This window comes from Mesorhizobium sp. M4B.F.Ca.ET.214.01.1.1 (assembly GCF_004791545.1).
In the GTDB taxonomy this organism is placed as follows: domain Bacteria; phylum Pseudomonadota; class Alphaproteobacteria; order Rhizobiales; family Rhizobiaceae; genus Mesorhizobium; species Mesorhizobium abyssinicae.
The window spans coordinates 208,406-226,567 of sequence record NZ_SRUX01000005.1 but is presented as its reverse complement, the minus strand read 5'-3'; the positions used below and the strand labels follow the sequence as shown (position 1 = coordinate 226,567).

Genomic DNA, 18,162 nt, shown 5'->3' with positions numbered 1-18,162 from the left:
GGTGCCGGCGGCATGTCGATGCGACACCCGCTCCGGCATGCTCTGTCACAAGGGGATATCCATGAAACATCTCAACCGGACCGTTGCACTTGGCGCGGCACTTGCGCTGTTCACAGCCCTCACCCCGGCGCTCGCCGATGGCGTCGCCTATGTCAACAAGGGCCTGGTCGGCGTCGGCCGCATCCCCGCCAACCAGAAGGACAAGTTCGGCGAGACCTTCGGCTCCGGTTCCGGCATGGCGATCGACACCAAGGGCTGGGCGCGTGACGGCAACGCCTACAAGGGCTCGCTCTGGCTGCTGCCGGATCGTGGCTACAACGTCGTCGGCACCACCGACTATCGGGCCCGCCTCAACACCGTTTCGATCGAGCTTGCCCCGACCCCTCCGGGCGCCGCGCCCGCAGCCGGCCAGGAACAGTCGGGCGTCAATGCGACGCTCGCCGACACCCTGCTGCTCACCGACGACAAGGGCGTTGACGCCACCGGCCTCGACCCGCTGAACGGCGTCCGCCCCGCCGCCGGCGACATGCCGATCCTGCCGCAGGCCGACAATGGCAAGCTGGCGCTGGATGACGAAGCCATCGTGCGCCTGCCGGACGGCAGCATGTTCATCTCCGACGAGTACGGCCCTAACATCTATCGCTTCTCGGCCGAGGGCCGCCTGATGTCGGCCACCCAGCCGCCGGCGGCCCTGGTGCCAATGCGCCACGGCAAGCCGAACTTCGCCTCCGACAATCCGGGCCCGGGCGCCGCCGAGCCCGATCCGAAGGATCCCGAGACCGGCCGCCAGAACAACCAGGGCCTGGAAGGCATGTCGCTGACGCCGGACGGCAAGTTCCTGATCGCCGTGCTGCAGTCGGCGCCGCGCCAGGATGGCGGCGATTCCGGCTCGACGCGCCAGAACACCAGGGCGCTGGTCTATGACGCATCCGACCTCGCCCATCTCAAGCTGGCGCATGAATATGTCGTGCCGTTGCCCGTGTTCAAGGACGCCAAGGGCAAGACCAAGGTGGCGGCGCAGAGTGAGATCGTCGCGCTCTCCAACACGAGCTTCCTGATGCTGACGCGCGACAGCGGCAACGGCCAGGGTGTGAAGGGCGAAGAGTCGCTCTATCGCAAGATCAACATCGTCGACCTGTCCGGCGCGACCGACATCGCCGGCGGCCCGTTCGACGCCGCCGACAAGCCGCTGGCGCCGAAGGGCGTGCTCGATCCGTCGGTTACCCCGGCCAAGGTCACGCCGTTCATCGACATCAACGACAAGGCCCAGCTTGGCCGCTTCGGCCTGCACAATGGCAAGCCGAACGACAAGGACAATCTCTCGGAGAAGTGGGAGGCGATGTCGCTGGTCAGCGTGCTCGATCCCAAGCTGCCCGACGACTACTTCCTGTTCGTCGCCAACGACAACGATTTCCTGACCCAGGACGGCTTCCAGGTCGGCGCGTCCTACAAGGCCGGGGACGGCGCCGATGTCGACACCATGTTCCTGGTCTATCAAGTGACGCTGCCGAACCTCGCCACGAACTAGCTAACGACAGAAAGGCGGACGCGCCGGGCGCGTCCGCCTTCAGGCCATTTGTCGACGATCTACTTCAAGATCTCCGCGTCCCTCGGCACGCCGGCATCGATCGGCTCGGCGGTCCTGTTCGACACCGCCGTGAGCTTGCCGGCGGGCGACAGGTTCGGGCGCACGAAGACCTGCGCGACGCCATTGACGCGGCCGTAGAGGTCGATGATGTCCTGGTTCATGAAGCGCACGCAGCCGGACGAAGCGTTCTTGCCGATGGAATCCCACTCCGGCGTGCCGTGCAGCCGGTACATCGTGTCCTTGCCGTCGCGGAAGAGATAGAGCGCGCGGGCGCCGAGCGGGCTCTGCGGACCGGGCGGCATGCCGTCCTTGTATTTCGCCAGTTCAGGCCGGCGCTGGATCATTTCCGGCGGCGGCGTCCAGACCGGCCACTTCTTACGCGCCTGAACCACGGCACTGCCGGTCCATCCGAAACCGGCCTTGCCGAGGCTGACGCCATAGCGGATGGCCTCGCCGCCGTCGCGCACCAGATAGAGGAAATGCTCGGAGGTATCGACGACGATCGTGCCGGGTTTCTCTCCGGTCGGATCGGGCACGATCTGGCGCACGAACCTCGGATCGAGCTTGTCCACCGGGATTGCCGGCAGCTGATAGCCCTCGTCGACGCGTGCCGCATACATGCTCTCGGCAGCGCCGAACGCCGAATCGCTTGGCGGCGGCGGCGCTGCCGCCGGTGGCGCCACGTCGGTGGTGGTGCAGGCCGAAAGAGCCACGGAGGCAGCTCCCAGAGCGGACGCACCGAGAAACGCGCGCCGGTTCAGGCGCTCAAAAAACAGCGGACTATCGGACATCATCCCCCCGGCTATCGATAGGATCTAAGGAGTGCGGCCCCACGCACCCGGGATCAATAGCCCATTCCGCAAGCTTTGAGAACATGACTGGATCGAGGCACGCCAGAGCATGATGCCGAAAGTGTGAATCGATTTTCGCTCAGGCGGAATTTTCCGGCGCCGCATCGACCTGTCCCCTCAAATCGGCGATCATCGCCGACCGCACCCAAAGACCAGCGCCGAGCAGCCCACCATGGACGACAAGACGCCTGCCCGCCGGCGCACCGGCGACCTCACCAGCGGCCCGATCCCGCGCACGCTGCTGCTGTTCGCCTTGCCGGTGCTCGGCTCCAACGTGCTGCAGTCGCTCAACGGCTCGATCAATGCGGTATGGGTCGGCCGCTTCCTCGGCGAGGCGGCGCTGACCGCGACCTCCAACGCCAATCTGGTGCTGTTCCTGATCCTCGGCACGGTGTTCGGCATCGGCATGGCCGCCACCATCCTGGTCGCGCAGTCGGTCGGCGCCCGCGAGCTGCCGGAGGCGCGGCGCATCGTCGGCACCAGCGCCACCTTCTTCTTCCTCGTCTCGGTGGTGTTCGCCGTCTGCGGCTGGATCTGGGTCGACGCCATCCTCAACACGCTGGGCACGCCGGCCGACGCGCTGCCGCTGGCGCGCTCCTACCTGCGCATCATCTTCGTCGCCGTGCCGATGATGAACCTGTTGTCCTTCGTCATGACGGTGCTGCGCGGCGCCGGCGATTCGCGCACGCCGTTCGTCTTCATGGCGCTGGCGGTCGTCCTCGACATCGTGCTCAACCCGCTGCTGATCCGCGGCCTCGGGCCGTTCCCGGAGCTCGGCATCGCCGGATCCGCCACCGCCACGCTGATCGGCCAGACGGTGAGCGTGATCGCCATCCTGATCGTGCTCTATGCCCGCAAGCATCCGCTCAGGCTCACCGGCGCCAACCTCGCCCTGCTGCGGCCCGATCCGGCGCTGCTCAGGATCGTCGTCTTCAAGGGCGTGCCGATGGGCCTGCAGATGATCGTGATTTCCGCCGCGGCGCTGACGGTCATGGGCATCGTCAATTCCTACGGCTCGCAGGTCGCCGCCGCCTACGGCATCGCCGCGCAGCTCTGGACCTATATCCAGATGCCGGCGCTCGCCATCGGCGCCGCCGTCTCCTCGATGGCGGCGCAAAATGTCGGCGCCGGGCGCTGGGATCGCATCGGCAAGGTCGCGGCTTCGGGCGTCGGCTTCAACCTGGTGCTGACCGGCGCGCTGGTCTTCCTGCTGTTTTTCTTCGACCGTTTGATCCTCAGCCTGTTCCTCAGCACCGACGGCGCGGCCATCGACATAGCCGCCCACATCAACAATGTCGCGTCCTGGTCGTTCATCCTGTTCGGCGTCACCATCGTGCTGTTCGCCACCGTGCGCGCAACCGGCGCGGTGATGCCGCCGCTGATCATCCTGGTGATCTCGGTGCTGATCGTGCGCACCGGCTTTGCCTATTTCTTCCGGAGCGTGATCGGCGAGGAGGCGCTCTGGTGGAGCTTTCCGGCCGGCTCGATCACTTCACTGGCGCTGGCCGCCGCCTACTACCGTTTCGGCGGCTGGCGCACCCTGCACATGATCGAGGGCAGGCCGGCCGCCGGCGAACCGCCGGACACTGGTCTCGGCGTGCCGCGCCAGCGCGCGAACATGGCGCCCGAGACGCCGGACGGCTGAACCCTAGCGCGCGTATTTCGCGCCGAACCCCAGCGCCACCAGCGCAAAGACCGTGATCATCCCGGCAAAGGCCAGGCTTGCTGCCGTCGCGCTCGTCCAGTTCGACAGGATGCCGATGCCGATGACCGGCAGCGCGTTGCCGCAGAAGCAGCAGATGAAGAAGGCCGACACAACTTCGGCGCGCCGGTCGTCCGGCGCGATCTGGTTCACCACCTGCAGGCCGCCGCGATAGCCGAGCGCCGCCGCCACGCCACACAAGCCGGTTGCGGCGATCATGATTGCCATGGACGCATAGACTTGCGCGGCAACGACCAGCGCCACGGTTGGGGTCATCAGCGCCAGCGCCGCCAGCATGGTGATGCGGCTGGACAGTCGCACCGTCAGCAGGATGGTCGCGGCCGCCACCATCGACAGCTCGAAGAACAGCGCGCCGGCCTCGGCGTGGTTCGTGACATGCAGCTGCTGGGCCAGGACGCTCGGCGCCAGCGCAGCATAGAAGCCGACCAGCGCCATGGCCCCGAAGCCGGTCACCGCCGGCGCCACGAAGGCCGCGCGGATGTCGGCGGGCACCGACAGCCGTGGCCGCATCGAGACATCCGAGAGCCGCCCTGGCCGCAGCACGGTTTCCCGCGTGCGCCAGATCAAGAGCGTGACCAGGGCAAGCAGCGCCAGATAGAGGACGAATGTCAGCTTGAGCGGCCAGGGCGCGTATTCGGCAAGCACCCCCGACACCAGCGCGCCGAGGCCGAGGCCGACGAAATTGGTGCTGGTGGCGATGGTTGCGGCGCGCGATTTGTCCTCGCTGTCGATCAACTCGGCGATCCAGGCGGTGCCTGTTCCCGCGCCGACGCCGATGCCAAGACCGCTCAGGATGCGGGCGATATCGAGCCAGGCGACATTCTCGGCGAACAGGAAGACCAGCGCACTGACAAGGGCGGTCGTCATCGCCGCCAGGGCGGCCGGGCGGCGGCCGATGGCATCCGATAGCCGTCCGAACACCAGCAGCGCCGCCAGATTGCCGACGACATAGACGGCATAGACCAGCGTCAACGTCATCTGGGAGAAGCCGAAGGCCTGTTTGTAGATGATGTAGAGCGGCGTCAGCACCGTGCTGCCGGCAAACAGCGCCGCGATCATGGCGGCGACGGCGGTGGTCGCGCCGCCGCCGCCGAGTTCATTGTCGCGCGTGATGGCTTGAGCGTAGGTCGTCATGTCGACGTCCTTCTTTTAGGGGGATGCCCGCCTAACGTGCAGGTGGTGACGGCCGTTCCGCTCGCCCAATACGCTCCTGACAGGATGGTCAGTATGGCGCCGCGCGAAATCCTCTCGTACCCTTCGCCTGTTCAAGGGGAGAATCGATGGGCAAAGGACGGGTCGAAGCATTCACCGATGGCGTCGTCGCTATCATCATCACCATAATGGTGCTGGAGCTGAAGGTGCCGCATGGCGAGGATTTTTCCGCCCTTGCGCCGTTGTGGCCGGTCTTCTTCAGCTATGTCCTGTCCTTCATCAATGTCGGCATCTACTGGAACAATCTGCACAACATGTTCCACACCGTGCAGCGCGTCGACGGATACGTCCTGTGGGCGAACCTCAACCTTCTGTTCTGGCTGTCGCTGATGCCGGTGACGACCGCTTTCATGGGCGAGAACCATTTCGCGCCGGTCCCGGTCGCCGTCTACGGCGCCGACCTGGCGCTCTGCGCCGTCGCCTACACGATCCTGGTCACCAAGCTGCGCCACCTGCACGGAGCGGACACGACCTTCGCCAAGGCGGTGGGCCAAGACAGGAAGGGCAAGATCTCGCTGGCGATCTACATAGCTGGCGTGCTGCTCACCTTCGTCAACCAATGGATCGGCGTCGCCCTCTATGTGGCGGTGGCGATAACCTGGTTCGTGCCGGATCGGCGATTCGAGAAGCTTATCGAAAAATAGACGACGCTACGTCCGCATCGCCTTCAACTTTTCGGCCACCGACGCCGCGAGGTCGGCATAGCGCTCCTCCAGCCGCTCGGCCGCCTTGATGACGGGGAAGTCATGGTCGAACTTCTCCAGCGCCATGCGCAGCTTCTCGACGAAGTCGGCCTGCTTCTCCAAAGCCGAGAACAGTGTCTTAACCTGCGCCTCGCTGATGTCGGGATTGGCCAGCATCTTCGGCACCTCGCGGCCCATCTGGTCGCCGGTGGCGGTCTGCTCCTTCAGGATTTCGGCCCAGTCGGTCAATCGGCAGTCTCCTTCGATGGCGGGCAGCATGCGCGGCGGCCGCCCATGCGGTCAACCCGCCGACATCGAAGCGGACTTGCCTGAGCCTGATCCGGCGTTAAGTTCGGCGCAACCTCGAACAAGGACCCTGCCATGACCACCGACGCCGAATTCCAGTCCGCCCTCCCCGCCCTCGCCTCCGGCAACGTGGCCGTCATCACCGGCGCCGCCAGCGGCATCGGCCTTGCCGCCGCGAAGCGGTTTGCGGCCATGGGCATGAAGATCGTGCTGGCCGATATCGGCGGGGCGCGCCTCGACGAGGCAAGCCGGGCGGTCGCCGCGATCGGCGGCGACGTGCTTGCCGTCGCCACGGATGTTTCCGCGGCCGACGAAGTCGATCGACTGGCGGAAACGGCGCAAGGCGCCTTCGGCGACGTGTCGCTGCTGATGAACAATGCCGGTGTCGGCAACAATCCCGGCAAACCGTGGGAAAACCGCGATGCCTGGAAGCGGCTTCTCGCCATCAATTTCTGGGGCGTCGTGCATGGCGTCGAGGCCTTCGCGCCGGCCATGCTGGCCTCGGGCAAACCCGGCCTGATCATCAACACCGGCTCCAAGCAGGGCATCACCACGCCGCCCGGCAATCTCGCCTACAACGTCTCCAAGGCCGGCGTGAAGACCTTCACTGAAGGCCTGGCGCACGCTCTGCGCAACGAGCCCGGCGCCAGGATCTCCGCCCACCTGCTCATCCCGGGCTTCACCTATACCGGCCTGACCGAAGGCGCGACCGAGAAGCCGGCCGGCGCCTGGACGGGAGAGCAGGTCATCGACTTCATGCTCGCCTCGCTCAAGCGCGGCGATTTCTACATCCTTTGCCCCGACAATGAGGTGGCGCGGCCGACGGACGAAAAGCGCATGGCCTGGGCGATTGGCGACATCATCGAGAACCGCCCTGCCCTTTCACGCTGGCACCCTGACCACAAGGACGCCTTCGCGACCTTCATGAACGGCTGACGGTCGGGCTCAAGCGGCAGCCTGCTTCTTCGAGCCGGGCTTCGGCGTTACCGCCTTCTTGGCGGCGGCGTCGGCGATCTTTCGATCGTGGCGCTTCGCCGCCTGCTCGCATTTGGCGCGGATCTCCTCGACTTCCGATTCCGTCAGGTGCTCGATGCCGATGAAGTGGTTGTGGGCGCGGCTGACCCGGATCAGCTCGTCGAGCTTGGCCTGGATCGCCGCGCCGTCGCGGTTCTGCGTGTTCTGGATAAGGAACACCATCAGAAAGGTGACGATCGTGGTGCCGGTGTTGATGACGAGCTGCCAGGTATCGGAAAAGCCGAAGAATGGCCCGCTCGCGGCCCAGATGACGACGATCAGAATGCAGGCGGCGAAGGTGGGCGGCAGGCCGGCCACATGAGCCACCCAATTGGCAATCCTGGTGAAAAGTCTCTCGATCATCGGAATCTCTCGACCGTCGTGCGAACTCCGAGAGAAACAGACAACGCACGCTCCCGGTTCCCGCTGAACCGATCCGCACGTGCAATCCGGCACACGCGGAAAGCGCACGCTCAAGAAAAAACACCTTATGGCTTTGTTGTCACAGTGCGGGAGCAGGCAAGAAAAGCCTGCTCCGTCCGCTTCACGGCGGTTTACCTCCAGCCCCTTCCGCTGCGCCACCCCCGCATGGCGGAAGGGGTTTTGTTCCCCAGGATCAGGTCGCGTCGTTTTCCCAGCGGTCGAGGAAGGCCTCGATCGGCATGGCCTGCATGTCGGGAACGGCCTTGGCCAGTTTCTCGGGCGGCCAGTCCCACCAGCCGAGGCGTTCGATGCGGGCCGCGATGCCGGCGTTGAAACGCTGGCGCAGCGACCTGGCCGGCGCGCCGGCGACGATCGTGTAGGCCGGCACGTCATGCGTCACCACCGCGTTGGCGCCGACAATGGCGCCATTGCCGATGGTGATGCCCGGCATGATCACCGCGCCATGGCCGATCCAGACGTCGTGGCCGATACTGACGGACCTTGCCTGCCGCCGCTCCCGGAAGGCCGCGTCGACGCCCAGCCAGCGGAAATACTCGTTCGGCCGGTAGCTGACCTTGTGCTGCGTCAGCCGCTCGATCGGATGTTCGAGCGCATTGATGCGGCTGTTGGCGGCGATCGAGCAAAATTTGCCGATCGTCGTGTAGATCGCTTCGGCGTGGCGTTCGAAATAGGAGAAGTCGCCGACCGTCACCTCGCGCAGGACCACCCGTTCGCCGATCGAGGCGTAGCGGCCGAGCTTGCATGCCTTCAGTTCCGCGGTCGGATGGATGCGCGGTTCCGGATCTTTCAGGACGAGGTCTTCGGCACGGTCCATGCGGCGGCTTTACCCCCGCGCAGTTGCTGCTGCAAGGCGGGAGCAATGTCGCGCCGTCAAACAGCCCGAGAGGGTCTGCCCCGCTTATTGCGGCTTGCCCTTGGTCCAAACCACGTTCTGGCCGTAGAGCGGGATCGACGTGACCGACATCTTGGCCGAACCGTTCTGCACCTGGCGTGAATGCGAGAGATAGATCAGCGTCTCGTTCTTCTTGTCGTAGATGCGGTTCACCACCTGCTTCTTCCAGATCAGGCTGATGCCCTGCTTGAACACCTCCTCGCCGCTTTCGCCCATGTCGATGTCACCGATGGTGATCGGTCCGGTCTGGCGGCAGGAGATCGACGAATCGGACGGATCCTCGAACCAGTTGCCCTTGTGCAGCCGATCGATGACGCTGCGATCGAAATACGCGACGTGGCAGGTGACGCCCTCGACTTTCGGATCCTTGATCGCCTCGACCATGATGTCGTTGCCGACCCAGTCGACGCCGACCTTGCCGACCTCCTCGGCCGCCGCCGCGCCGACGACAAGGCATGCGGCAAGCGCGCCGCCGATCAGTTTTCGCAAGGGAGCCTCCTCGGTTCGAGTTGCCGGTCTCAGGTGGGACTGAGGTGGCTTGTTTACAAGCTAGGCCTGGCGGAACCTCAACATCTGCCGCAGCACGTCGCTCCTGAGGACAAAGTGCTGGACCAGCGCGCCGGCGATATGCAGCAGCACGACATAGAGCAGGATGTTCTTGCCCACCACATGCACCAGCCCGGCTCCCGGCAGCTGCAGGAACCAGGCGGCGGCGCCCGAAAGCGGCACGATGAAGATGAGCGCATAGATCAAGAGATGCGCTGCCTTGGCCAGCAGCCGCAGCGCCGGATGCTCCATGCCCGAGACCGGCGGCACGCCGCGCGTCGCCCTCAGCCAAAGCCGCCACGTCGCAAGAACGAGTACCGCAAGGCCGAGCACGACATGCATGTAGGCCAGCGGTATGTCCCCTGCGGCAGCCTGCTGCCCTCTGCGAAAGGCACGCCAGACATGCTCCATGCCGTCATGGGCAAGGAACTGGATCAGAATCAGCGCCGCGATGCCCCAATGCAGCCAGATCTGGATCTTCGAATAGGAGGCTGCTTGCATGTCCGGTCCATCGCTGGCGTGTCTGTCTCGAAGGTAGGTCGGCGGAAAACCCGGTCAAATTAAGGATTGGCAATATGCATCGGTTGCGGCAACGCGGCATCTTTGCCTCCGCCGCCTCTACCCGCTAAGACTGCTCGAACAAGGCGTCCGATTGGGCGCCCAATGAAAGATCACGACGGACATTTCCCGATGATGCGTTCAATCCTGGTCGGCATTCTCGTCCTGATGGCGGCCGGCATCGGCTGGCTGACCTTCGACTGGTACCGCGGCCACTATAGCGGCGAGCCTTACGGCGCGCCCTTCGCGCTGGTCGACCAGAAGGGCGCGCCGATCACCGAAGCCGCCTTCAGGGGCCATCCCAGCGTCGTCTTCTTCGGCTTCACCCATTGCCCCGAAGTGTGCCCGACCACGCTCTTCGAACTGTCCGGCTGGCTGAAGACGCTTGGCGACGGCGGCAAGAACCTGAACGCCTATTTCGTCACCGTCGACCCCGAGCGTGACACGCCCGAGATCATCAAGGCCTATGTCGGTAATTTCTCCGACCGCATCGTCGGCATCAGCGGCGACCCCGACAAGGTCCATGCCATGGCCAAATCCTTCGGCATCTACTGGAAGAAGGTCGACACCGGCGATGGCGACTACACGATGGACCACACCGCCTCGGTGCTGCTGCTCAATGGCAAGGGCGAGTTCTCCGGCACCATCGCCTATGGCGAAAGTGCTGACGCGGCCGTTGCCAAGCTGAAGCGCCTGGCGAACGAAGGCTGACACCGTCCGATGGCGCAAACGCGGCTCCATTTCACCGCCGGCAAGATCGAGGCCGATCGCATCTTCGCCGCGCTCGATGCGGCCTTCGAGGATGAGGGCCTGCCGCTTGCCGTGCTGGAGGTCGACGAGGACCGCGACATCCACGAAGTCTCGCTCTATGCTGATGGCGACGTCGATGCGGTCGAGGCGCGACTGAAGGACATCCTTGCCGGCCTCGCGCTGACGAAGCCTATCGAACGCGAAACGCTGCCCGAAATCGACTGGGTGGCGCGCTCGCTGGAGGGCTTGAAGCCGGTGCGCGCCGGCCGCTTCTTCGTCCATGGCGCGCATGACCGCGACAGGCGCCACAGCGGCGACCTCGCCATCGAGATCGAGGCCGGCCTTGCCTTCGGCACCGGCCATCACGGCACCACCGCCGGCTGCCTCGAAATGCTGGAGAAGGTCGTGCGGCGCGAGCGGCCGCGCAACGCCCTCGACCTTGGCACCGGCAGCGCCGTGCTGGCGATCGCGCTGGCGAGGCTGGCACATATCCCGGTGCTGGCGACCGACATCGACCCGGTCGCCGTCAAGGTCGCCGCCGCCAATGCCCGCCTTAACCATGTCAAGGCGCTGGTCGAAACCGTGACCGCGCCGGGCTTCCACCACCCGATCTTCGGCAGGCGCGCGCCGTTCGATCTCATCGTCGCCAACATATTGGCGCGGCCTTTGATGCGGCTGGCGCCGGAGATGGCGAAGCACATCAGGCTCGGCGGCTCGCTCGTGCTGTCCGGCATTCTCGATCGCCAGCGCGATGCCGTGGTCTCGGCCTATGTCGGCCAGAGCTTCCGCCACGTTCGCACCCTGCACCGCGAGGGCTGGGTGACGATCCATCTCAAGCGCTGAAACTGGACCAATCCGTCCCTCCGGAAATCGATTCCGGTTTTCGGGGCCATGCGCTACGGTCGCGTCGACAGAGGAGGCCCATCATGTTCCAGACCTTCGACTCGGCGGGCGATCCGTCTGTCGGCAAGCCGCGCGTGGCGCTGCTGCGGCAATGGCTGGCTGAGAACGGCCTCGACGGGTTCATTGTTCCCCGCGCGGACGAGCACCAGGGCGAGTATGTCGCCGACCGGTCGGCGCGGCTGAAATGGCTGACCGGCTTCAGCGGCTCGGCCGGCGTCGCCATCGTCCTTAGCGACCGCGCCTTCGTCTTCGTCGACGGGCGCTACACGCTGCAGGTGCGCAGCGAAGTCGATCTCGACATCTTCGCCATCGAGAGCCTCATCGACAACCCGCCTGCCACCTGGATCAAGGACAATCTCGGCAAGGGTGCACGCTTGGGCTTCGACCCATGGCTGCACACGCTGAGCGAAGTCAAGGCCCTGAAGGCCTCGGCCGAGCAGTCCGGCGCGACCCTGGTGCCGCTCGACCAGAATCCCATCGACATCATCTGGAAAGACCAGCCCGAGCCGCCCGTGGCGCCGGTCGAAATCCATCCGATCGGTTTCGCCGGCGACCTGGCCAAGGATAAGCTGGCGCGGCTGGCGGCAGCGATCGACAAGGACGGCGCGACCCATGCGGTGCTCACCGACCCGTCCTCGATAGCCTGGGTCTTCAACATCCGCGGCGGCGACGTGCCGCACACGCCGCTGGCGCTGGGTTTCGCGATCCTTGCCGCCGACGGCAAGCATCAGCTCTTCATGGATCAGCGCAAATTCCCGCGCATGGTCGCCGCCTATCTCACCCAGCTTGCCGACCTGCACGAGCCCGGCGAATTCGAAGCCGCCGTTGTCGCGCTGGCCAAGGGCGGCGCCAGGATCGCGCTCGACCCTGTTCTGGCGGCCGAAAGGCTGAGAATGCTGGTCGAGGACAATGGCGGTTCGGTGGTTTCAGCGCCCGATCCGGCCCGCATCCCCCGCGCCACCAAAAACCAGGCCGAGATCAACGGCAGCCGCGCCGCGCACCGCCGCGACGGCGCGGCGGTGGCCAAGCTGCTCTGCTGGCTCGACCGGCAACAGCCGGGCACGCTCGACGAGATCGCGGTCGTCACCAGACTCGAGGAGGTGCGCCGGCAGACCGGCGAGGAAACCCAGATGCCGCTGCGCGACGTCTCCTTCGACACCATTTCCGGCGCCGGGCCGAACGGCGCCATCATGCACTACCGTGTCTCCCGCGCCACCAGCCGCAAGCTCGCCGACGGCGAACTGTTCCTGCTCGATTCCGGCGGCCAGTATCAGGACGGCACCACCGACATCACCCGCACCGTGCCGGTCGGCCAACCCACCGAGGAGATGCGCGAGCGCTTCACCCTGGTGCTGAAGGGCATGATCGGCATTTCCATGCTGCGCTTTCCCGCCGGCACGCGCGGCTCGGAAATCGACGCCGTGGCGCGCGTGGCGCTGTGGAAGCACGGCTGCGACTTCGCCCACGGCACCGGCCATGGCGTCGGCTCCTACCTTGCCGTCCATGAAGGCCCGCAGCGCATCGCCCGCACCGGCACCGAGAAGCTGCTCGCCGGCATGATGCTCTCCAACGAGCCTGGCTACTACAAGGAAGGCGCCTACGGTATCCGCATCGAGAACCTCGTGCTGGTCACGGCCGCCGAGCAGGTAGAAGGCGGCGACATCGCAATGCACGGCTTCGAGACGCTGACGCTGGCGCCGATCGACAAGCGCCTAGTTCGCACCGATCTGCTGACACGCGACGAGTTGCATTGGCTCGACACCTATCACGCCCGGGTGCTGGCCGAGATCGGCCCTATGCTGGACGGCGAGACGCTGGCCTGGCTGGAGAAGGCGACCGCGCCGCTGCCGCACGACGCCAAGATCTGAATCCAACAACTTGGAAGGTCAGCACTGCCGCTCATCCGCCTGCCGGCACCTTCTCCCCGTATAGTGACGGGGAGAAGGGGCTGACTGTGACGTCGGCGCTATCTTGCAACGTCAGCGATTGGCGAAACCGTCGATGAGGGCTTCTTTCTCCCCGTCACTATACGGGGAGAAATGCCCGGCAGGGCAATGAGGGGCGGCACCGACGCGCACAACGAAATTGAACCGGCAGTCAGCTCGGACCAGAAACTTACCCTGCGAACTGCCTGGCCAGTATCAGCACGGCGGCACCGGCCAAAAACATCGACATCAACCCGCCGCGCAGCGACACGGCCGCGGCGACGATCAGCGCCGCCCATTCCGCGGGACCGGCGCCAAGCGCCGCCGGCGCGACCAGCGTGGTCAGCACCGCCGCCGGCACGGCGTTCAAGCCAGCCTCGACGCGCGGATGGACGTTGTCGAAGCGCGAGATGACCAGGTGCCCGCCGACGCGGGTGAGATAGGTGGCGACAGCACCAGCGATGATGATCCAGAAGGTGGTGCTCATGGCCGTTCCCCCACGCCGCTGTGATGCGGCGGCAGGATGACGGCGAGCAGCACGCCGGCGACGGCGCCGATGGAAACGTGCCAGGGCGAGCCTACCGTCTTGTAGGCGATGGTGGAGGCAACGGCGCTCGCTACGACCACAGGCAGCCACAGCGGCCGCTTGCGGAAGCCCATGACGAGGCCGAGGAAATAGATCGGCAGCAGGAAGTCGATGCCCAGCGCATGCGTGTCGGGAATGAGCTTGCCGAACACCGCGCCAAGCGCGCTTTCGATCACCCAGAACACATAGACCGGCAGGCCGAGCCCGAGATACCAGGCAAAGCCGACGGTCTCGCCGGATTGCGCCCTCGCCTCCGACACGGCGTATTGGGGATCGGTCATGATGAAGAAGCCGAGCGCCTGCTGCACCACCGGCCAGTGCGCGATGCGCCGGCCAAGGCCGGCGGAATAAAGCACGTGGCGGAAATTCACGGCGAAGATCGACAGCACGATCAGCCACGGCGCGACATGCTGGCCGAACAGTTCGATGCCGACCATCTGGCTGGCGCCGCCGAAGATCAGGGCGCTCATCAGGAAGGCTTCAAGGACCGAGAAACCATTGTCGACGGCGATTGCCCCGAACAGCAGCGCGAATGGCGCCGAAGCGACCACGACCGGCATGGAGAGCCGAACGCCGTCCCAGAAATCGCTCTTCGCATTGCTTTCGGAAATCGCTTCCGCCGACATGGATGGCTCCCTTTGACGGCCTGATGTAGGGAGCGTCGCCTTCCTTGTCACACCAATTCGCTTGAGCCGAACGATCAGCGGAAATGATCGCCGTCAGGATTTATGCGATATCATGCATTCACTTTCCGGAATGTTGCCAATCCCCTTTGTCTCAATCGAGAGATCAGGGCGAGGGAAGCTTCCGACAACGACAAAACCGGCCTTCTCACAAGCCGCGACACATCGCGTGACATTAAGTGGAGGATTCTTGCTTCGTCCGGACATGCTGACGCCATACGTGCCGCTTGAGCACGAGGCATCCTTGCCGTCTGTGTCCCGGTGTAGGTAAACGACATCAAAAGTTTCGCCAACGATGCAGCCGGCGGGGCCGAATAGTGCTGCTGTCAGAACGGCATATCGACCGAAGATCACAATGGCTCCGTAAATACCGCTCAAGGCGAAACTAGGCCTGCACCGCCTTGCCCTGGATGGCCCTGCCCCAGTCGAGCAGTGGCTTGGCCCGCAAGGTAAAATCGACGAGCTCGTCGACCAGCGCCGGCGAATGGATGCCGGCCGGGTCAATTGCCTGCTGGACGTAAAAGTGCCGGTTGCGGATGGCTTCGGCCAAGTCGCTGTCAGTGACATGCTCGAAGCCGCGCGGCGTGCGCTTCATGCGATCCTCGGTCTCGAATTCGAGACGGTTCTTTTTCAAGGCCGCCACCAGCGCGCGATACTTCTCCGGCTTCGTCGCGATGGCGTTGCGCATGGCGAGCAGCAGCTCAGGGCTGGGCTGCCACCAGGCGACGCCCGAGAAGCACCGCTCGAGCCCGATATGCACGTAGAACACGCCCTGCTCCATCTTGGTGCCGTCGGGCGACAGGATGGCCGACAGATGCCGGTTGTAGGGCCGCTTGTCCTTGGAGAAACGCACGTCGCGATTGATGCGGAACAGCGACTTCTTGCGGTCGCCGCGCAGGCCAAGTCCGGCCGCGGCGAAACGCTCGGTCAGCGTCTCGACGAGATCGCAGAACGGCTCGTGCAGCTCGCTCTCGTACAGGTCGCGGTTCTCGTGAAACCACTCGCGGTTCTGGTGGAAGTCGAGCGCCTTGAGGAACGGAATGGCCTTTTGGCCAAACCCCTTGAACGGGCCGGCCATCACGCCTTGCCAACCCGTTGCAACCATGTGTCCTCGTCGATGACTTCGACGCCGAGTTCACTGGCAAGCTTCAGCTTGGAGCCCGCGCCCGGACCAGCCACCAACAGATCGGTTTTCGCCGACACCGAGCCCGCCACCTTGGCGCCAAGCCGTTCGGCCATCGCCTTGGCTTCGGAGCGCGTCATCTTTTCCAATGAACCGGTAAAGACGATCGTCTTGCCGGCGACCTCGCTGTCGGCCGAGACCGTGACGATATACGGCTTTGGCTTGACTTGCTCGAGCAGCTTCTCAAGCACGTCGTCGTTGCGTTCATTGCCGAAGAAATCGCGCAGCGCGCCGATCACCGTGTCGCCGATGCCGTTGATCGAGGGGAAAACACTGTGCGGATCGTCGGCCTTTGCCGTCTCCTTGCCGACGCGGATCAGCACCTCCATGGTCGAGAAGGTCCGGGCAAGGACGGCGGCAGTCGTCTCGCCGATATGGCGGATGCCGAGGGCGAAGATGAAGCGGTCGAGCTCCGGCTCACGGCGCGCGTCGATGGCCGCGAACAGCTTGTCGAGGCCTTCATAGTTGCGATCCTCGGCGCTGCGCACATTCTTGCGCGTCTTGCCCGATGCGGCCTCACGCAGCTTCGCCTGCTCCTCGCGCCGCCCGGCCAGCGCCCTGGTGACGTCGGGGCGACGATCCTTGAGCGTGAAGATATCGGCGGCCGTCTTGATCAATCCGGCGTTGAAGAAGAGATCGATGTTTTCCGCGCCCAGCCCCTCGATATCCATGGCGCCGCGCGAGACGAAGTGGCGCAATCCCTCCACGGCCTGCGCCGCGCAGATCAGCTCGCCGGTGCAGCGGCGGCGGGAATCTTCCTTGCCGGTCTTCTCGTTGATCTCGCGCGTCGCCGGCGAACCGCAGATCGGGCAGGTATGCGGGAATTCATAAGGCACGGCATCCGACGGGCGCTTGTCGATGACGACGCTGACGATCTGCGGAATGACATCCCCTGCCCTCTGAATGACCACAGTGTCGCCGATGCGGACGTCGATGCCGTCGCGGATCGGCAGGCCGTTGCTGTCGAGACCCTTGATATAGTCCTCATTGTGCAGCGTGACGTTCTCGACCACGACGCCGCCGACGGTGACGGGCGCCAGCCGCGCCACCGGCGCCAGCGTGCCAGTGCGACCGACCTGGATGTCGATCTTCTGCACGGTCGTCATCGCCTGCTCGGCCGGAAATTTGTGCGCGACGGCCCAGCGCGGCTCGCCTGTGACGAACCCCCACCGGCGCTGCAATTCCAGCTGGTCGACCTTGTAGACAACCCCGTCGATGTCGTAGCCCAGCGACGAGCGCTGCTCCTCGATCCGATGATAGTGCGCGATCAGTTCCTCGATCGATTTCGCCCGCACCATCAACGGGCTGACCTTGAACCCCCACGCAGCAAATTTCTGCACCGAATCATATTGGGTGGGAGCCGGATCCGCCGTCGTGTAGCCCCAGGCATAGGCGAAGAACTTCAGGTTGCGGCTGGCGGTGACCGAGGGATCCTTCTGGCGCAGCGACCCGGCAGCGGTGTTGCGCGGATTGACGTAGTCCTGGCCGCCGGCAGCCGCTGAACGTTGCTTCAGCGCCTCGAACTCGGCATAGGTCATATAGACCTCGCCACGTATCTCGATCAAATCGGGCCAGCCCGAGCCCTTCAGGGTTTTCGGGATATCCGCGATCGTCTTGAGGTTGGCGGTGATGTCTTCGCCGACGGCGCCGTCGCCGCGCGTTGCGCCCTGCACGAACACGCCGCGCTCGTAGCGCAGCGAGGCCGACAGCCCGTCGATCTTCGGCTCGGCCGTGAAGGCGATGTCCAGATCCTTGTCCCGGTCGAAGAAGCGCCGGCCGCGCTCGATGAAGTCGGCGACGTCCTGGTCGGTATAGGCCTTGGAGAGGCTGAGCATCGGCACGGCATGGCGAACCTTGGCAAAGCCCTCCGCCGGCGGCGCGCCGACCCGCTGTGACGGCGAATCCTCACGCACCAGGTCAGGGAAGCGATCCTCAATGGCGAGGTTGCGGCGCGTCAGCGCGTCGTACTCCGCGTCGGAGATTATCGGCGCGTCCTCGGTATGGTAGCGCCGGTCGTGCTCGGCGATCTCCGCCGCCAGCCGCTTCAGCTCGTCCGCGGCCTCGCTTTCGCTCAGCGAATCGACTGGTTTTTCCGACATGCTTGGCAAGTCCCTGAGTTTTGGCGCGCCACTATAAATCAGGATTCGCCGACCGGGAGTCGGCTTGCGCAAAAATCATTCCCGAACAGCAGGATGCAGCCATATCCTGACTCAGATTCCAGGCACAGAGAATCAAGCACCAGGATGTGTTGAGATTCAGGTCAGGCCGAGTCGAGAATGGTGGCTTCCGAGAACCGGAGCGGAGCGTACTTTTGG

At 65.0% G+C, this 18,162-nt stretch carries 18 protein-coding genes; 7 read left to right on the top strand and 11 right to left on the bottom strand.

Annotation, left to right across the window (positions count from 1 at the left end; genetic code table 11):
• The first annotated feature begins 61 nt into the window (after window positions 1-61).
• Complete coding sequence (locus EN857_RS12640) at window positions 62-1,528, top strand: esterase-like activity of phytase family protein (protein WP_127393528.1); 1,467 nt, start codon at window positions 62-64, stop codon at window positions 1,526-1,528.
• Between the two features lie 59 nt (window positions 1,529-1,587).
• Here EN857_RS12640 and EN857_RS12635 read toward each other — a convergent pair whose 3' ends face one another.
• On the bottom strand, window positions 1,588-2,379 hold the full coding sequence (locus tag EN857_RS12635) for a L,D-transpeptidase (protein WP_127393529.1): 792 nt from the start codon (window positions 2,377-2,379) through the stop codon (window positions 1,588-1,590).
• A gap of 232 nt (window positions 2,380-2,611) precedes the next feature.
• Here EN857_RS12635 and EN857_RS12630 point away from each other — a divergent pair, with 232 nt between their 5' ends.
• Entirely contained in the window at window positions 2,612-4,084 is a 1,473-nt protein-coding gene (locus EN857_RS12630; protein ID WP_135858698.1) for an MATE family efflux transporter, read from the top strand.
• 3 nt (window positions 4,085-4,087) lie between these two features.
• Here the strand turns inward: EN857_RS12630 and EN857_RS12625 are convergent, their stop codons facing one another.
• Window positions 4,088-5,296 (bottom strand): MFS transporter, encoded by a 1,209-nt coding sequence (locus EN857_RS12625; RefSeq protein ID WP_128346177.1) that lies wholly within the window; start codon window positions 5,294-5,296, stop codon window positions 4,088-4,090.
• A gap of 146 nt (window positions 5,297-5,442) precedes the next feature.
• Between EN857_RS12625 and EN857_RS12620 the strand changes: the two genes are divergently transcribed.
• Window positions 5,443-6,018, top strand: coding sequence for a TMEM175 family protein (locus tag EN857_RS12620; RefSeq protein ID WP_127286176.1), 576 nt, complete (start codon window positions 5,443-5,445; stop codon window positions 6,016-6,018).
• Window positions 6,019-6,024: 6 nt separating this feature from the next.
• Here the strand turns inward: EN857_RS12620 and EN857_RS12615 are convergent, their stop codons facing one another.
• Window positions 6,025-6,306, bottom strand: a complete 282-nt coding sequence (locus tag EN857_RS12615; RefSeq protein ID WP_126053918.1) for a hypothetical protein — start codon at window positions 6,304-6,306, stop codon at window positions 6,025-6,027.
• A gap of 132 nt (window positions 6,307-6,438) precedes the next feature.
• Between EN857_RS12615 and EN857_RS12610 the strand changes: the two genes are divergently transcribed.
• On the top strand, window positions 6,439-7,299 hold the full coding sequence (locus EN857_RS12610; RefSeq protein WP_127392268.1) for an SDR family NAD(P)-dependent oxidoreductase: 861 nt from the start codon (window positions 6,439-6,441) through the stop codon (window positions 7,297-7,299).
• 9 nt (window positions 7,300-7,308) lie between these two features.
• Here the strand turns inward: EN857_RS12610 and EN857_RS12605 are convergent, their stop codons facing one another.
• The 4 genes from EN857_RS12605 to EN857_RS12590 all read right to left on the bottom strand — a co-directional run bounded on the left by EN857_RS12605 (window position 7,309) and on the right by EN857_RS12590 (window position 9,760).
• A complete protein-coding gene (locus tag EN857_RS12605; protein ID WP_187331272.1) occupies window positions 7,309-7,740 on the bottom strand; it encodes a low affinity iron permease family protein in 432 nt (143 codons plus the stop codon).
• Between the two features lie 253 nt (window positions 7,741-7,993).
• Window positions 7,994-8,635 (bottom strand): DapH/DapD/GlmU-related protein, encoded by a 642-nt coding sequence (locus EN857_RS12600; RefSeq protein ID WP_127392269.1) that lies wholly within the window; start codon window positions 8,633-8,635, stop codon window positions 7,994-7,996.
• 84 nt (window positions 8,636-8,719) lie between these two features.
• Window positions 8,720-9,202, bottom strand: a complete 483-nt coding sequence (locus EN857_RS12595; protein ID WP_127311565.1) for a CreA family protein — start codon at window positions 9,200-9,202, stop codon at window positions 8,720-8,722.
• A 60-nt stretch (window positions 9,203-9,262) separates the two neighbouring features.
• Entirely contained in the window at window positions 9,263-9,760 is a 498-nt protein-coding gene (locus EN857_RS12590) for a cytochrome b/b6 domain-containing protein (RefSeq protein WP_127392270.1), read from the bottom strand.
• 189 nt (window positions 9,761-9,949) lie between these two features.
• Here EN857_RS12590 and EN857_RS12585 point away from each other — a divergent pair, with 189 nt between their 5' ends.
• From EN857_RS12585 to EN857_RS12575, 3 genes are all read left to right on the top strand, one after another.
• Window positions 9,950-10,528, top strand: a complete 579-nt coding sequence (locus EN857_RS12585; RefSeq protein WP_127392271.1) for an SCO family protein — start codon at window positions 9,950-9,952, stop codon at window positions 10,526-10,528.
• A gap of 9 nt (window positions 10,529-10,537) precedes the next feature.
• A complete protein-coding gene (locus EN857_RS12580; RefSeq protein ID WP_127392272.1) occupies window positions 10,538-11,410 on the top strand; it encodes a 50S ribosomal protein L11 methyltransferase in 873 nt (290 codons plus the stop codon).
• A gap of 83 nt (window positions 11,411-11,493) precedes the next feature.
• A complete protein-coding gene (locus tag EN857_RS12575) occupies window positions 11,494-13,338 on the top strand; it encodes an aminopeptidase P family protein (protein WP_127392273.1) in 1,845 nt (614 codons plus the stop codon).
• A 247-nt stretch (window positions 13,339-13,585) separates the two neighbouring features.
• Here EN857_RS12575 and EN857_RS12565 read toward each other — a convergent pair whose 3' ends face one another.
• From EN857_RS12565 to ligA, 4 genes are all read right to left on the bottom strand, one after another.
• Window positions 13,586-13,882 (bottom strand): AzlD family protein, encoded by a 297-nt coding sequence (locus EN857_RS12565; RefSeq protein ID WP_126053910.1) that lies wholly within the window; start codon window positions 13,880-13,882, stop codon window positions 13,586-13,588.
• Window positions 13,879-14,607, bottom strand: coding sequence for an AzlC family ABC transporter permease (locus tag EN857_RS12560; protein ID WP_127392274.1), 729 nt, complete (start codon window positions 14,605-14,607; stop codon window positions 13,879-13,881). Before EN857_RS12560 ends, EN857_RS12565 begins: the two co-directional genes overlap by 4 nt.
• 442 nt (window positions 14,608-15,049) lie before the next feature.
• Window positions 15,050-15,742 (bottom strand): TIGR02453 family protein, encoded by a 693-nt coding sequence (locus EN857_RS12555; protein ID WP_127392276.1) that lies wholly within the window; start codon window positions 15,740-15,742, stop codon window positions 15,050-15,052.
• Complete coding sequence (gene ligA, locus EN857_RS12550) at window positions 15,742-17,946, bottom strand: NAD-dependent DNA ligase LigA (RefSeq protein WP_128346178.1); 2,205 nt, start codon at window positions 17,944-17,946, stop codon at window positions 15,742-15,744. Before ligA ends, EN857_RS12555 begins: the two co-directional genes overlap by 1 nt.
• Window positions 17,947-18,162: the final 216 nt, after the last annotated feature.